15 protein-coding genes and 1 pseudogene are annotated in these 16,285 nt (G+C 51.1%); 3 read left to right on the forward strand and 13 right to left on the reverse strand.

What is annotated here, in order from left to right; translation table 11 throughout:
- Positions 1-5: 5 nt before the first annotated feature.
- The 7 genes from AC1D1M_RS00365 to thrC form a co-directional block, all read right to left on the reverse strand.
- Positions 6-323 carry a DMT family transporter gene (locus AC1D1M_RS00365; protein ID WP_477762135.1) on the reverse strand — a complete coding sequence of 106 codons (318 nt, stop codon included), beginning with the start codon at positions 321-323 and terminating at the stop codon, positions 6-8.
- 210 nt (positions 324-533) lie between these two features.
- Positions 534-1,736 (reverse strand): trans-sulfuration enzyme family protein, encoded by a 1,203-nt coding sequence (locus tag AC1D1M_RS00370; RefSeq protein ID WP_477762136.1) that lies wholly within the window; start codon positions 1,734-1,736, stop codon positions 534-536.
- A gap of 35 nt (positions 1,737-1,771) precedes the next feature.
- Positions 1,772-3,310 carry an amino acid permease gene (locus tag AC1D1M_RS00375; protein WP_477762137.1) on the reverse strand — a complete coding sequence of 513 codons (1,539 nt, stop codon included), beginning with the start codon at positions 3,308-3,310 and terminating at the stop codon, positions 1,772-1,774.
- Positions 3,311-3,409: 99 nt separating this feature from the next.
- Positions 3,410-4,828, reverse strand: a complete 1,419-nt coding sequence (locus tag AC1D1M_RS00380) for an aldehyde dehydrogenase family protein (protein ID WP_477762344.1) — start codon at positions 4,826-4,828, stop codon at positions 3,410-3,412.
- Between the two features lie 2 nt (positions 4,829-4,830).
- A complete protein-coding gene (locus AC1D1M_RS00385; RefSeq protein ID WP_477762138.1) occupies positions 4,831-5,880 on the reverse strand; it encodes a homoserine dehydrogenase in 1,050 nt (349 codons plus the stop codon).
- A 131-nt stretch (positions 5,881-6,011) separates the two neighbouring features.
- A complete protein-coding gene (locus AC1D1M_RS00390; protein WP_477762139.1) occupies positions 6,012-6,449 on the reverse strand; it encodes an Lrp/AsnC family transcriptional regulator in 438 nt (145 codons plus the stop codon).
- Positions 6,450-6,463: 14 nt separating this feature from the next.
- On the reverse strand, positions 6,464-7,867 hold the full coding sequence (thrC, locus tag AC1D1M_RS00395; protein ID WP_477762140.1) for a threonine synthase: 1,404 nt from the start codon (positions 7,865-7,867) through the stop codon (positions 6,464-6,466).
- A gap of 380 nt (positions 7,868-8,247) precedes the next feature.
- Here thrC and AC1D1M_RS00400 point away from each other — a divergent pair, with 380 nt between their 5' ends.
- Positions 8,248-8,730, forward strand: a complete 483-nt coding sequence (locus AC1D1M_RS00400) for a DinB family protein (RefSeq protein ID WP_477762141.1) — start codon at positions 8,248-8,250, stop codon at positions 8,728-8,730.
- A 356-nt stretch (positions 8,731-9,086) separates the two neighbouring features.
- Here AC1D1M_RS00400 and AC1D1M_RS00405 read toward each other — a convergent pair whose 3' ends face one another.
- From AC1D1M_RS00405 to AC1D1M_RS00415, 3 genes are all read right to left on the reverse strand, one after another.
- Entirely contained in the window at positions 9,087-9,725 is a 639-nt protein-coding gene (locus AC1D1M_RS00405) for an FMN-binding negative transcriptional regulator (RefSeq protein ID WP_477762142.1), read from the reverse strand.
- 151 nt (positions 9,726-9,876) lie between these two features.
- Entirely contained in the window at positions 9,877-10,770 is an 894-nt protein-coding gene (locus AC1D1M_RS00410; protein WP_429541880.1) for a dihydrodipicolinate synthase family protein, read from the reverse strand.
- A 243-nt stretch (positions 10,771-11,013) separates the two neighbouring features.
- Positions 11,014-11,709 (reverse strand): B3/B4 domain-containing protein, encoded by a 696-nt coding sequence (locus AC1D1M_RS00415; RefSeq protein ID WP_108217380.1) that lies wholly within the window; start codon positions 11,707-11,709, stop codon positions 11,014-11,016.
- Positions 11,710-11,754: 45 nt separating this feature from the next.
- Between AC1D1M_RS00415 and AC1D1M_RS00420 the strand changes: the two genes are divergently transcribed.
- Positions 11,755-12,372 (forward strand): helix-turn-helix domain-containing protein, encoded by a 618-nt coding sequence (locus tag AC1D1M_RS00420; RefSeq protein ID WP_108217379.1) that lies wholly within the window; start codon positions 11,755-11,757, stop codon positions 12,370-12,372.
- A gap of 137 nt (positions 12,373-12,509) precedes the next feature.
- On the forward strand, positions 12,510-13,145 hold the full coding sequence (locus AC1D1M_RS00425; protein WP_477762143.1) for a LysE family translocator: 636 nt from the start codon (positions 12,510-12,512) through the stop codon (positions 13,143-13,145).
- Positions 13,146-13,757: 612 nt separating this feature from the next.
- Here AC1D1M_RS00425 and AC1D1M_RS00430 read toward each other — a convergent pair.
- The 3 genes and pseudogenes from AC1D1M_RS00430 to AC1D1M_RS00440 all read right to left on the reverse strand — a co-directional run.
- A pseudogene (locus tag AC1D1M_RS00430) lies at positions 13,758-14,045 on the reverse strand (TIR domain-containing protein); the annotation flags it as partial.
- Between the two features lie 208 nt (positions 14,046-14,253).
- On the reverse strand, positions 14,254-15,657 hold the full coding sequence (locus AC1D1M_RS00435) for an amino acid permease (protein WP_477762144.1): 1,404 nt from the start codon (positions 15,655-15,657) through the stop codon (positions 14,254-14,256).
- Between the two features lie 235 nt (positions 15,658-15,892).
- Positions 15,893-16,273 (reverse strand): NAD(P)-dependent oxidoreductase, encoded by a 381-nt coding sequence (locus tag AC1D1M_RS00440; RefSeq protein WP_477762145.1) that lies wholly within the window; start codon positions 16,271-16,273, stop codon positions 15,893-15,895.
- Between the last annotated feature and the right edge of the window lie 12 nt (positions 16,274-16,285).

Consider the following 16,285-nt stretch of genomic DNA (forward strand, 5'->3'; position numbering starts at 1 on the left):
AAAATTTAAGCTGACGCGAGCTTCATCATCACAAGCCCACTGATGATCAAAATAGCTGCAACCACACGCATAAGACTAGCCGGCTCGCCCAGGAGAATGATACCTACTGCAAACGCTCCAACAGCCCCAATGCCAGTCCATATCGTATAGGCAGTACCGAGAGGTAGGCTTTTCATAGAAAATGACAGGAGCGCAAAACTTGCCATTACCATTACCAAGGTAACAATAGTTGGTCCAAGCTTGGTCATACCTTCAGATTGTTTCATCGAAAAAGCCCAAACAACTTCAAGTATCCCTGCAAATATTAAACATATCCAAGCCATGACAAGCCTCCATTGAAAGATCCGTCGCCATTCAGACGAACAAAACCTACATGTATTGGGGCCGCGCCCCTAAAAAACAGAAATAATTGATCGTGCTCTTAAAAAAGCCCCCGCTGGTACGGGGGCAAAGGAGGGTTACCGACCAGACCAAATTTTGAGCAATGCCGTAAATTCAAACCTAAAGGTGGTACCAATTTTTAGGCGTTCAGATCATTTGAATGTCTCGTCCAAGGCTACGGAAATATCTTTGATCAAATCGTCCGGATCTTCGAGCCCTACCGAAAACCGAAGGTGACCGTATGTGCGAAACTCTTCAGGGTACTTGTCAAAGCCGCCTCGGCCCTCGGCCCCCACATGAACGATGAGGGACTCATCGTGCCCAAGGGATACTGCAGAAGTGATGATGCGTAGATTAGAAACGAACCGATTCTGAGTATCTGGATCGCCCTTTACTGCAAAAGCCATCATCGCCCCATATCCCTTGCCTGCGAATTGCCGACGAGCTAATTCATGCTGGGGGTGGGACGGAAGCCCAGGATAGTAGATATAGGCTATACGATCATCCGAGTTGAGAAACTCAGCCAATTTTTCAGCAGTATTTAGAAGTTGCTTCAGACGCAGAGGCAGAGTGACTGAACCGCGCATTATCATCCAGGCGTTAAATGGAGAAATAGTCGCGCCGAGGTCAACAAGAGCATCATTCTTGATCTTGGTAATCATCTGAGTGGAACCGATAACCACCCCGCCCATGGCATCACCATGGCCATTGATATACTTCGTCAGAGAGTGGACGACCAGATCGACCCCGTGCTGACTGGCACGGAAAAACGGAGGTGGAGTGAAAGTAGCATCGACGGAAATCAGTGCGCCGTGTGCATGAGCAATTTCAGCCAGTGCTGCGATATCTGCAACCTTAGTAGTTGGATTAGCAATCGTCTCGGTATGGATGAGTTTAGTATTTGGACGGATCGCTTGGCGCACTGCCTCTAGGTCACCTACATCCACGAATGTAGCTTCAATGCCATAACGCTCAGGTAAAAGCTCCGCGAAGAGACGCCATACGGCCTGATATGTAATATCACTGACAATGACGTGGTCACCGCTTTTCAAGAAAGAGAAAAACACTGAATGCAAAGCGGCAACGCCGGTAGCAAATACAACCGCAGCCTCGCAGCCTTCGAGTGCAGCAAGTTTCTTTTCAAGGCATACCTGGTTATGCCCCTGGTTCCGCGTGTACACAAGGCCGTCTGGGCTAGACCAGTCCATCGTGGCCGGATCTTCAGGCAAGAGATAAGAGTTAGCCATCACCAGCGGAGTGCGAACAGCACCAGTAGTGGTGTCGGTTACGTTACCACCATGAACTGCGAGTGTAGCCGCCGAAAGTGTGGACAGATTCTTTTTGTCAGGACGCATGTCTATTTCCTCCAAAGTTATTTTTTTGTTCGGTGTCATTGATTCTGAAGGTGAGTGAAAGAAGGACGGTTGGTCTGAACTGATCGGACCAATTCTTGATTTTCGTCAAAGACTAATTCACCACTCTCAATTGCACGAACACGGCCACGAACCATGTACCAACCAACAACAAGGGCGGCGGCATAAAACGGCAGCGAAGCAATCGAGTACGTACCTACGGGATAATCGAATGCGATCAGAACCAGAACCAAACCGAAGAACCCCAAAGTGGCGTAACCACTGTAAGGCGCAAACGGCATTCGAAATCCCGGACGCTCCAGATCACCTTGCTGGGAGTATTTGAAGAGCTTGATCTGACACAGGACGATTGTTGACCACGAACCGATCAACATAACGGCAGTGAGTGTCAGCGCGATTTCAAAGGCTTCCCCCGGAACAATGGCGTTAAGTACGACACCAATTAGTGAAGCAACGGTCGTCAGCATGATGCCAGCGAACGGAACACCTTGACGGTTCATCTTGGCCAGGAAGCTAGGGGCTGATCCGTTGATTGCCAGCGAGCGAAGCACCCGGCCAGTGGAGTAAATGCCAGCGTTCAGAGAAGACACGGCCGCGGTAATCAAGACCATGTTCATAATCGCGTCTGCACCCTTGATCCCCAGCGAGCCGAAGAACGTCACAAACGGGCTTACTCCCGCCGAGTACGCGGTGTGGGGGAGCAGCATTGCCAACAGCAATACAGAACCAACGTAAAAAACAATAATGCGGAAAACAACTGCCCGAATTGCTTTCGGCATGACTGTAGCGACGTCTTGGGCTTCGCCAGCTGCAGTACCAACCAACTCCACACTGCCATACGCAAATATCACCCCCTGGATCATGATTACGGCGGGCAAAAGGCCTGATGGGAACCAACCGCCATTGTCAGAAATCAGTTTGAACCCGACCTCATGGCCTGGCAGCGGAGTGCCGAACAAAACCATGTAAATGCCGATCCCAAGGAAAGTCGTTAATGCAGCTACCTTGATCAGGGCAAACCAGAATTCAAGTTCACCAAAAATTTTTACCGAGACAAGGTTAATCGCAGTAACAAAACCCAGTGCTCCTAGTGCCAAGGACCATTGAGGGATGTCGCCCATGAAAGGGACATAGGCTTTGAAGAAATTCAGGTAGAGCGCTGTCGCTGTGAGATCTGCAATGGCAACCATTACCCAGTCAGTCCAGTACATCCATCCCACGGCAAAAGCCCATTTCTCACCGTAGAACTCTCGAGCATAGGAGACGAACGAGCCCGAGGATGGGCGATACATCACCAGTTCGCCCATAGCCCGAATGATGAACCACGCAAAAAAGCCACAGATTGCATAGACAAACACAAGTGAGGGTCCGGCTTCAGCGAGTCGTGCGCCTGCGCCCATGAATAGACCGCTTCCGATTGCCCCCCCTATGGCAATCATCTGAACCTGGCGAGGCTTGAGCACTTTTTGATAGCCAGCATCTTCTGCGCTGAAGTCTCTCTTTCGAGTTGCACCAGACGATGGCACGCGTGTGGGATTAAGATCATTCACACTCATTTTGTTACCTTTTATTGTTGTATTGGGCAAGGCTCTACCGACCAGAAGAGCCTTGCCGAGGACCCGATTTAATCCTAGGGATTCACATCGATCCTTTAATCAACTTCCGCCAACACCGTTTAAGCAAATCACTTTTGGTTGTGTCATATCTTCATATGCAAAACGCACACCTTCACGCCCCATGCTGCCGTATTTGGAACCACCAAATGGCATTGCATCAAAACGATAGTCAGATGAGTCATTAATCATGACGCCGCCGGCTTCGAGCCGTTTAGCTGCTTTCATGGCGACATTCAAATTGCTGGTAAAAATACCCGCATGCAAACTGTACTCTGGCTCATTGGCCAGCGTCAGCGCCTCATCGAGCGAGGCCACGCTTTGAAGAATGACAACCGGACTGAATACTTCCTCACACCAAACTTTACAGCTTTGGCTAACATTCTCCAGGACCGTCGGTGAGTAAAGCGAGCCTTGGCGTACATTACCAAATAACAGGCTAGCCCCTTTATCGATTGCCTCGACGACTACTTCTTCAGTGCGTTTTGCAGCAGCTTCAGTAATCATTGGCCCAACATCCGTGCTTTCGTCAGCAGGATTTCCCACGACTAAAGCACTTGTCTTCACAACGAATTTCTTTTTGAACTCTTCATATATTGTCTCTTCAACAAGAATTCGTTGGGTACCGATACAATTTTGCCCGGCAGCCCAAAAAGCGCCTGATACACAGGACTCAACGGCTTCATTCAGATCACAATCGCCCATGACGATAACCGGGGCATTGCCCCCCAAATCCATCGCCAGTTTTTTAAGGCCTGCATTGCGAGAGATCTGCTCACCGGTAACAAAACCGCCCGTGAAGGAAACCATACGTACCGCTCGATGAGCGACCAGTGCCTTGCCCAGCGCGGCCCCTCCAGTTGCAATGGACACGACCGCAGGAGGGAGACCCGCAGCGTTCAGGCAGGCCACCAGCTTAATGGCAGATAATGGAGAGAGCTCAGAGGGTTTGAGTACAACAGCATTACCGCCAGCGATCGCAGGCCCCAACTTGTGAGCGACCAAGTTGAGTGGGTCGTTGTATGGGGTAATTGCAACAATTACACCCAAAGGCTCCCGAGTAAACCATCCTTGACGGGACTCGGATCCTACATAGGAGTCAAACGGAATCACTTCGCCAGCATTACGTTTGGCCTCCTCAGCGGACAGTTTCAGCGTATTGACGCAGCGTAAAACCTCCTTTCTCGCCTGCTTGATCGTTTTTCCCGACTCGGCAACAATCAGACTGGCAAACGCCTCCTTGTCGCTCTCGACCAAAGCAGCGGTTTTTTCCAGTATGCGAGCACGTTCATGCCTTGGAAGTTCTTTGGCGATCAGCGCACCAAGCTTCGCCGTATCAATGATCGCAGTGGCAAATGAAGCGGGTATGTCCGTCACCTCTCCAACTGCAGCGCCATCATACGGGCTCAAAACTGTTATGGTTTTATAATCAACAGCGAGCGAAAGACTCAAGCTATTCATGATCATTTACCTATCTTAGTTTTGTTCTTGTGAATGCTGACGATATCCGAGAGCAAGGCGAATGCTGTTTCAAACCGACCTGCACCCGCTCCGACAACCGTTACCGGCCCCAGAAGGTTAGTAGTGAAGGTAATTGCATTCGTTGCACCACTCACACCGGCCAGTGCGTCCCCCTGAGGTAACAATTGAGGACTAACAGATGCAGTGATGGAGCCATTGCTCATTTTTTCCGCGCTGCCAATTAGTTTCCACCGGGCATTGGCTTTCGTTGCTTCGGCGATATCTTTTGACGTGATCCCCGAGATGCCTTTGCAAAGGACATCGCTCGGAGTCAACTTCGCCCCCAAAAGCTCATTCGCCAAAATGACTACTTTAAGACGAACATCATGCCCTTCCACGTCTGCGGTGGGGTCAGCTTCTGCGTAACCGAGTTCCTGAGCCTTGGCGACTGCATCAGAGAAGTCGAGACCTTCTTCCATGCTAGAAAGTACGAAATTGGACGTACCATTCAAGATGCCCTTAAACCCGCTGATTTCCGAGCCGGCCAGCGACTCTTTAGCCAGACGAATGACAGGGGTGCCGCTCATTACCGAGCCTTCAAACTCGAATTGGGCACCGGTGCTTCTGGCCAATGCTTTCAGGCTTTCAGCGTGCAACGCCACCGGCCCTTTGTTGGTGGTGACCACACTGATACCTTTCTCCAGAGCCCAGCGACAGAAAGTCGTAGCTGGCTCTCCGTCTACAGGGTTGGTGAACGTCGCCTCGGCGATAAGATCGGCCCCCGAGAAACGGATAACCGTCTCATTGGCAGGCTCAGCACTGCCCGCTGGCAATGCTCTAAACCCCCCTTTTACAGCAGGAACTGCGGCCAATTCGTGGGCATCCAACCCGTTCTTGTTGATAATGGAGCCAAAGTAAAGATCACTAACACCAACAATTTTTAGCTTAAAACCAAATTCATTAGCCCAGTGCTCGTTCTTATCTGCAATGAGCTGCGTCAACGCACGGTTTACACCACCAAAACCAAGCAAAGCAATTTTATATTCAGTCACGACATGGGCCTCATTGTTATGTTTTCGGTACTGAAATACTAAACTGCAGCAGTGCTCATACGAATATGGCAAACCGATCATTGTTGCGAGCAAAATGCTCGAAGGAGAGAGCATTTTGATTTCCTAGCAACCTACTTCGTGCAAGACAATACAAATGACGTAACCGTATTCAGAACTCCTGGCAACGTGGATACGTCGCTCCAGACCCGATGAATACAATCCGAACTTGCCGCTTCAACTGTCACTACAATATCCAGGTCACCACTCATTACATTGCAGGACACGACCTCAGGCATTGAGACAATTGAACGCACTACTTCAGCACCGCGCATTCGGTCTTTTCGATACACAAAAATAAGGGCATTAATTGGCGCAACCTCGGAAGGTGGCCCACCTTTGATTATGGTATAACCCCTGATATATCCGTCCCGCTCCAACCGTTCAATCCTGAGCCTGACAGCATTCCTAGACAAATTAACTTTCATGGCAATATCGTTATGCGCAAGTCGAGCATTACGAGTAAGCTCTTCCAGTATTCTTTCATCCGTCTTATCTAAAACGCGTTTCATCTCTAACTCCAGGATTATAGCGAGCGAGACTTCGTGTCTTGGGATATCGCCTTGATGAGTTCCGTAAGGATGCCAACATCATTGGAAATTGAAATGCATTCGTCATTAGAGAAGGGGTGAGCACTCACCACACTCATTGGAGATTGAACATCGGCTTCAGCCAGAACAGACGCAGAGCTTGAAGGATGCGTCGTGGCCAAGCAGATCATTGGTGTCAGTAAGCTACGCCTGTTAATTCGCGCAGCTCGTAATCCAATCGCGGTATTAGGACTGATCAAGTAACCACTTTTAACAAAGACTTCATGAATACAGGAAAATGCCTCTGCATCCTCTACCGCCAAAGAATCAAATAGCTTTCGCGCCTCTAACCACTCATCCTGTTCCAGTTGAATTTGGCCATCCATCTCTAGTAGCTCCATATTTCTAGCCACTTTATCACTGCACCTATTGAGAATACTCCATTGCAGCCGCTCGAAATTAGAGGCTAACGACACATTCATGCAAGGCGTGTTGGTAGTACGAATCTCATTACGCCTATAGAGGTTAGACTGAAGAAAGTTATGCAAACCCGCGTTGGTATTCGTTGCTACAATTAGCTGCCTGATGGGCAACCCCATTTCCCTTGCAATATAGCCTGCATAGAGAGCACCAAAATTTCCGGTAGGCACACTGAACGCCACCTCTCTTTTAGGCGCACCTAATTGAAGCGACGAGTAGAAGTAGAAGGACAGATGCGCCAGCACCCTAACCCAATTCACCGAATTGAAAGATATTAATTGTTGACCTGTTTCGTTAATGCCTCTGTGAAATTTTTCGCACAGCTGATGACAATCGGCGTAATCACCCTCAACCAAAATATTTACAACATTTTCTTCGGCAGCGCCTAATAAGCGCCGCCGATGCTCATCTGTTATTCCTCTGGAAGGATGCAGAACAATCACAGTCACACCTTCCATGCCATTGAAGGCTTTGATGGCTGCGACACCCGTGTCTCCACCAGTGCAACCAACGACAAGCGCTTTCTTTCCGGACTTTAGTAAAGAGTATTCAACCAGACGAGACATCAATTGGAGACCGAAGTCTTGATAGACCCCTGCCGGACCATGGAATAGTTCTAATACCCACTCATTGGTAGCCGTCTGGTAGAGCGGCGCAACAGCGTTACTTTTAAAACGGTCAAATGTCTCCTCAAGAATTCGAGACAGTTCATCTTGAGGGATATAGCCACCTAGGAACGGCTCGATTACATGACGTGCCAGTTCGTGAAATGGTAGCCATTCAAGCTTCAGGAGATCTTCGCTTTTGAAGCGAGGAACGTTGCGAGGAACGAAAAGCCCACCATCCGGTGCGTACGCCCCCATGAGGACCTCGCTGAACTCGAATTCTTTACCAGGCGTCCGTGTGCTGACGTACTTCATGATTTGAGACACCCTCTCGCCATCTCTGAGCCTGCCACCCGTAAGGCGGCGCCCTTCTGAAATTCAGTGCTGCAGTGAGCCTTTCCTGTGCAGTGCAGGCCTTCTTCTGAAGCGTTGAGCGAGATCATCGTCATCTGCAAACGCAGATGGTGAGGGATCGCACATCGCCCGCACCAGGCCAATCACCCTTCACTCGGCTACCACATGGCCACTTTCGTCGCTTGCCATTCAAACTATCAGCTATTGACTAAAAAAGTCAATATACTGACCATTCCACCCATCCGACCATGCATGGCTATCCCCCTGCGGGAAGGAACCCTATCCGCACTCCCATCAGAAGGTCCAGGGCAGCCAGAAAATTAGAAAACCAGGAGAACACCATGAGTGCCACGAACCTTCTTCATTCGCTTTACAAATACAAGGCATGGTCTGAGGAGGAGCTGTTCAAGTGCTTGAAAGCCCCCGCGGCAAAAAAATTTCCAACGGAAATGGAGGAAGCACTCTACTGGCTAGCCCATATCAATATTGTTGACCAGCTGTTCATTGCCAGACTGCAGGGAAAACCGGATGAATTTGACTCCATCCTGACCGAACAGAAACAAGACCTGGGTCGACTGGAAGAGTGCTTTTCTTCAGCGAATCAATGGTTTGTGAACTACACCCAGTCGATCACTGCAATCGAACTGTCTGATCCGGTTGCGTTTATTTTCAAGGATGGAAACCCAGGCAACATGACGAAAGAGCAGGTTCTTGCACACGTGCTATCACACGGATTGCAGCATCGAGGAAGTGTGGCGACTATCTTGCCTCGTGAGCTCCTGCTGGATCACAAGGACCATTTCACAACGTTTTTGAAGCTCTAGGCACTGATGGGCCGGCCCATGTATGGCGATGATACGTAATAGGAAATCTTTCGATGATCTGCATACCCGATCAAGCATCAGTTGCCCCCAATATGACGAGCGCTGGATGCATAAAAGGAACCTGAGACAATTCCGCTCAAATGTCGAACGAGGCTTCGGTGTGATTCAAACTGAGTAAGCCGGCCCGCCGGCCCGAAGCAGCGATCTCAAAAAAATGCCTCAGCAAGCCACCTTCTTCTGACGCGTCCTCACTGCAAAGACAATTCATAAGTGCCGACGATTTTTATGAGGAGCGTCACGAATAGAAGTGCTCCTTTATTTCAGGAGGCGCCTTTTTGTAAGTGGGAAGGAAGATGCTAAATGTCTTTATTATCAGCGCACTCAAGCATGGCTAATCCAATTCCTCGCTCATTACGCGAGACCAAAGCATAGCCAGCACCTCGGATATCACGGGCTTCCTCATCCTGACCGAGCTTGAATTTCCCCGCTAGCCTCGTGATTTCGATCTCGACCCCTACAATTTTTTTCAGCATGGCATCTATGTACTCCTTGGGACTATCGGTCATTTTCCAAGGCGTGGGCTGAGTTGCTTCATGAGACTTGGTCAGCTTTGCTACGACACGACGCACGTACTGAGCATCATCGTGAAACGTCACACGACCAAATGCGTGCACGACCCGGTAGTTCCAAGTGGGGACTTGCTGATGGAAATCCTGTTTGCTCGGATACCATTGCGGCGATATATACGCATCTTGAGCTCGAAATATCACCAACACCTCGCTGCCCTGGGCGACTTCATGCCATAGGGGATTATTCCGCGCCACATGCGCCTGCAGCACCCCAAGCGCTCCGCTGCGGAGTACAAGTTCAAAAGGTAGGTGATTGGCGTCAATCCCATCACCCGAACAAGTGACAAGTGACCCAAGCGGATTTCGCATAATGACTTCTTGCAAAACGCCAACACGAGACTCTTCGAACTGAGGGGGGATGTACATTCACTTTGCTCCTATAACTGATCTGCTCGCCCAATATTAGGGTCACTGCGCCGGTCAAAGCCGACTCAACATCGGCCCTACCGCACCTGCTGAGCTGTATCATTGTAAAGACGCAGCTCGGCGTATCGGATGCGTTCGCAGCACTTACTGCTCAGCTCAGTTCGAGCTCGTCGATCACCGCAGCAATTTGCTGACGCCCTGCTCCACTTATGGTTCTGAGTGGCAATGGCAAGCTCGGAGAGTGGGTGAATCCACGAAGCTCGGCCGCCGTTGCAACAACGCGGAAGCTTCCCCCAAATTGTGTGAAGAGGGCCCATAGGGGCTTCAAAGATTCGGAAAGGCGAGTCGCTTCTTCGGCGTTACCCGACAACGCAGCACGCGTGATTGCCAGGGCTGTTTTCGGGAACAAGCCCCCAATGACGGAGTACCAGACCTCACAGCCTGCGTTCAATCCAGTAGCAGCAAATACATCCCCGCTTACCCCAATCGTTACGTGCTCCGGAATCAGTGCCCGAAGGCGATCGACTCGTGCCCTGGCCTGATCTGGTGCTTCGGGAACGCCAGGGATCTTGATCGAGTGCACATTCGGCAGGCGGGCAATTCGCCCGTGAAGCTCATCAGTAAATTCGAAATGGGTGGTGCCGGGGTTGTCATAGACGCATAGCGGGACGGAGATATTGGCGGTGACCGTTTCGTACAGCGAAAAAACATCTTCAGCTGATAGCTTCTGATAGGAAACGGGCGGCAGCAACAATGCTTTGACTCCCGCCTTTTGCGCATCTTCTGCCAACAACAGCACATCACGTGTACGCAGCGATCCTATGCTTACCATGACGGGAACATTCCCGGCTGCCTCTACTGCCAACTGCGTAACTCGTGAGCGTTCAGTCCGAGAAAGGTACGCATAGCTTCCTGTAGACCCGAGCGCACCGATAGAATCTACTTTCGCAGCCACCAGTTGCTCCACAAGGCGAGTAAATGCTCCTTCATCCACACCCTGCTCATTCATTGGCGTCAAAGGAAATGCGCTAAGACCGGTAAACATAGTTCATGACTCCATTGTGTGATTCTGCAATTAGATCACCACAGGACGGACTGACTCCGAAGCATACATCGCTCAATAATCGACACCATGCGCTATGGAGATTTCTTCGATTCAGCTGCAGGCTTTTCCAACGTGATGTGGTTGGGCATGATTGCCGCCGATCAAAAAGGCTGCGTGCGAGGCAAGATTGGACATAACCCCGTATGCATCCCCACAAGCAGCCCGTGCCGTCTCGCTTATTTACTAATTGGCACCTGGACCGATAAGTACACTCTCAATCTGAGCGCCTGGCATCATCAGTTGCAGGCCTTCTATCAGCTTGTCACCCGCTTCAGTCAATGCCTCGAGCGGCATTGTCGGCAGACTTTCCAGAATGAACCACATGTGCTTCGCATCTGCACTGAGCCGTGTTCTGACGCCCTGGCGCCAATTCCAACGACGGCAAGTCACCCCCTTATCGTCCCGCCAAACAACCTCGCCAGAATCAGGATATTCGTGGGCTGGAGCACCTTCTTTCATGGTGTCGAAAGGTTCCGACCCATCAGCTACAGCGAGTCGCGGCGAGCCCACATAGGCTTCGACGTTCTCACCGCCAACAGGAACTGCATACTCAATGCTGATGGCGTTATAGAGATCAACCACTGGATCGATACTCGGCAGACTACCGTCACGCAGGACTCGTTTGCGAAGAGCTTCAGCTGAGCAAGGAGTGCGCTGCGGCTTGGCACCGAATTTTCGGAAGAGATCCGCCCAAGCGGTCAGGTGAGCTTCCGCCCATAGAGCACCACCCGCCGTGACTGATTGACAGGCTCGAGACAAAGCGTCCTTGCCAATATCTGGATTGGCGATTGGTGCAGCTTCGACCACAATGCTGAGCGCTCTGAACTCAGGTGCCAAATTGATTACGTCTTGGTCGATTGACGGCAGTACGGACAGCATCAGAGAATCCCTTTAATCCTAAAATTCATTTCATACTAGCGACCAATGACCAAAATAGTCAATATACCGACCAACACCGGGGCCGACGTTCAAACCGTTAGCGAGGCAGTTTCCCGTAGGCTCAAAGAGGAACGAAAGAAGCGGAAAATCACTCTCGACGAGCTTTCCCGTCGCTCCGGTGTCAGCAAGGGCATGGTGGTCGAGATAGAGAAATGCACGGCTAACCCAAGCATCGCGATCCTTTGCAAAATCGCTGCTGCTTTGGGTCTTTCAGTTGCTGATGTCGTGAACGTGTCCGACGCCCCATCTGCCCACCTCATCGAAAGTAAGGATATCCCCACACTCTGGACAGGAAACTTGGGGGGGACGGCTCGGCTCCTGGCTGGAACCAGTGGTCCGAACATGATTGAGCTTTGGCGCTGGGAAATGTTTCCCGGCGAAACTTTTGCCTCCTCAGGGCATCCTCACGGCACAACTGAGCTATTTCACGTGGAGAAAGGGACACTTCACTTCACAGTAGGTGATACCGAACTGAGCATTTCTGCGGGTTGCTCAGCCGTAGCAAAAACAGACGTACCTCATGCCTACTCAAATAATGGCAAATCAAAACTGATATTCACCATGTCTGTAACGGAGATCCACCAATCCGGGCGTGAAATATAGCGTTCAGACAGCATCGCACTGAGGCTTACAGAGGAGTCCGCGCGGGTCGGCTCTTGTGGTCGTCCATCATCGCCCCGTCATAGGACTGCTAGCAACAGAGCCGCTGACTGGCATAGAACTTCGTTAAGGGGCTTTTAATGTCATTTGATTACCACCATCTCCTCCTCGTATTCACGGCCTATATTGTTGGAGCGGCGAGCCCTGGACCGAGCAACATGCGGATAATGGGCGTCGCGATGAACCAAGGCAGGCAGCCTGCGCTCCTGCTAGCAGCGGGTGTCATCAGTGGTTCGATTTTCTGGGGATCGATGGCAGCCACGGGCGTCTCAGCGGTCCTGGCACAATATGCGCAAGCGCTGGGCGTCTTAAAAACGGTTGGCGGTGCTTACCTGCTCTTCCTTGCCATCAAAGCAGGCCGCTCTGCTCTAACGTCCAATGAGCGGCTCGAGAAAGAGCTAGCGGCCGCGCCAAAAGTCTCGGGGTTCAGCCTGTATCAGCGCGGCTTGCTCATGCATCTCACAAACCCCAAGGCACTACTCGGTTGGATCGCTACCATGACCCTTGGCTTGGGGCCGCAAGCTTCGCCAAAAACAGTCGCGATTATTCTGGCCGGTTGCGCCGTGCTTAGCGTCACTATCTTCTGTAGCTATGCGATCGTCTTCTCCACCGCGCCTATGATTCGGGGATATCGCCGAGCACGCCGGTGGATCGAAGGCACCCTTGCGCTAGTTTTCGGAGCGGCTGGAGTAAAGCTGATGTTCTCCCACTCCTAGCCTTGGTCTCGGCTAGCTGCTGACGCTCGTCAATAAATAACGGAAGCACATTGGACGATCGCACCTTCTGCTGACTTTCCCCAATGAATCACGCGAATTACTTCTGGTTGACTGGAGCGTCTTCGCCCCTCCATACAACGCTCCCAAGACCTCACAGATCGACGCCAACGGCTCACTTGGTGATTTACTCTTAACTCACCCGATTATTGGTCCTTTGCTGCGGCGGAACAGAAGAGCAAGGATGCAACTGTTCCCTCCCCCATGCAGACCTGCCACCGGACGACTGAAAGTCATGCTGTCAACGAAAATTTTGGACATTCTGGACTCAGCATCACTTGCGGGACCGGCTTTACACGCATGACCGCAGAAGTCGCGCCCGGTCGCATCGGCATTGTTCTTAGGCTCGAGATCTCTCGCCTGGCGTGTAATAACGCTAACGGCGGCCAACTGTTCGACCATGGCCACGCATGCCCACGCCGCCGAAGGCGATTACCGCCTGGGCACTCAGGGCGAAGTGCTCGATGGCCGAGTGATGTACACCATCGGTGGTGACTCCGCAGTGGGTAGGCGTACGCCAATCAGGGCGTGACCTTTTTCAAGTGTCGCCGAGATTTCCCAATCGATGTAATTCCGCTTTGAGCTTTCCGCGCCAACAAATGCGATCGTACAAGACGTGCCGGTGATGTGATTTTCCCGAATACGGCGCATCACGTAATTGACGTCATCGCTATCGATGCTGCGCTCAAGGGAGTTGTCGTAGATCACATCGCAGGTAACATGAAATGCGTTTGAAAAAGCGTTGTAGCAAGCCTGGTCACTGTGGTGATGGTAGCTCACGAATACTTTGTGTTTCACCGGCGCCCGGGGGCGGTAAGCGCCACCGAAAATTCCATAACTCATCAGTGCTCCTTGGCATTTACCGTCGATGGTGAAATGCAATTTCGCACGTTATTCCCCCATGCCCATTCTAGAAGCAGCATTCGCAAAGTACCCCTACCGGCGGTAGACATCCTGTCCGCCGCCTGGCCCATAATAGTGATCAGCTCCACCTAATCACGAAGCTGCTCAGCATTGGCTGCCAGATATCCGAACCAATAGGGATCGTGGCTTAGCGGGAATTGCAGCGCAGTTGATGGACGATGCCGATCAGTGCGACGAGGATCCCCGCACCACCTGTAGACACAACCAGGACTTGGTATTCAGGCATGCAAGCCATGATCACGATGCACGCCAGAATGAACACAATCACTGCCCAGGTAAGCCAAGGATAGAGCCACATTTTGAGCGGGTTATCTTGGCTTTGGTCCTTCAGCTTGCGACGCATTTTAAGCTGCGAATACGCAATCACCAGATAAACCAGCAAAGCAATCATGCCGGTAATGTTCATCAGCGTATCGAGCACATCTTTGGGGCGCAGAGTTTCGCTGAAGTTAATGAGCGCTAGAACCACGGAAATCGCGCAAGAACCGATGACGGCATAGATAGGCACACCGGTTTTTTGCCAGGTAATTTTGAAAATAGCCGGTGCGTCACCACGACTCGCGAGCGAAAACAGCATACGGGACGCCGTGTAGTGGGCTGAGATCATGCAACTGCTCACAGATGTCAGCACCACAACATTCATAATCAGCTCAGCCCCAGGGATGCCAAGCAGTTCGAGAGTACGGCGGTACGAGCCGTAGCCGGATTCGCCCAGCATTGGGTCATTCCACGGCACCAGGCATACAATCAGGAAGATGGAGCCGACATAGAACAGTGCGACACGCCAAATCACCGATTTAGTGGTCTTAACAATTTGATGCGACGGGTTGTCAGACTCCGATGCTGCGATAGTCGCGATTTCCGCACCAAGGAAGCCGAACATAACCCCGAGCATGGCACCTACTACGGGATCAAAGCCATTCGGCATAAACCCGTGTTCGGTTAAATTGCTGATTCCGCTAACAGTGCCGAAACTCCAGATATTGAGTACTGCAAGGCTGCCAACTACCAGGAAGCAGAAAATGGCCACTACCTTGATCAGGGCAAACCAGAACTCGAATTCTCCGTAGTTTTTGACATTGAAGAAGTTGATGCTGATAAGCACCAGAGTCGTTGCCAGCACGAAGACGTTAACGCTTATGCCGGGTGCCCAGTTGTGCAGGATCTTTCCGGCCACGTAGGATTCCCAGGCCATGAGGATTACCCAGTAACCCCAATACAGCCAACCGATGGTGAATCCCGCCCAGCGCCCGATAGCGCGGTCGGCGTAGGTAGAGAACGATCCAGTATCGGGGGAAGAGGTTGCCATCTCACCGAGCATCCTCATGATGAGCATCATGAGAATCCCGCCAGCAAGATACGCTAGAACTGCCGCGGGGCCGGCACTATGAATGACGCTACCAGAACCCACGAACAGAGAACCGCCAATAACACCCGCGATAGACATCATCGTCAAATGTCGGGGTTTTAATCCCGCCTTCAGGCTGGTCTCCTGGCCCTGATCTTTACTTACAGCAAAACTTGTATCCATCGTACTACTACCTCTGATTGTTGTATTGGTAGGAGGTCAAGCCCATACATGTTTGGCACCGTTACCAAATTGAGTCAGGCAACTTTTAAAAAGACCTCTACAAGGAATAACTAATACCCCTTGGAGAGACCGACTTGATTTGTAAGCGCTCGACCTTCAAGAGCAAGTTTTATGTTCTTTGCCATTTGCTGGGAGGCACTATTCGGAGTTGAAAGTCCGGCAACGTGCGGAGTGATCAAAATGTCGGATCCCAAGGGGGGCTTTCTGCGGATAAGGGTTCGACAGAAACTACGTTCAACATCGCCCCGGCAATCAGTCCTGCGTGCAGGTCATACAGCAGGTCAGCTTCCACCAGGTGCGCACCACGCCCAATATTTATGAGCTGTACTGGACGTTTGAAGCACTCGAACAATCTGAGATTAAGAATTCCGTGTGTGGCTGGAGTCAGCGTTAGCACATTGATCAGCATGTCAACATTTGCAGCCAACTCTTCGAGGTCGTTAACTCCAGAATAGGACGTGATTTTTGGAAGAGATTTTGACGTAATGCTCCATCCCAGTACTTGGAATCCACCTCCGATGGAACCGACTGTTTTTTTCCAAGAGATGGAGCTCACGGTGACTCGGTG

Source organism: Pseudomonas sp. P1_F7 (genome assembly GCF_056405655.1).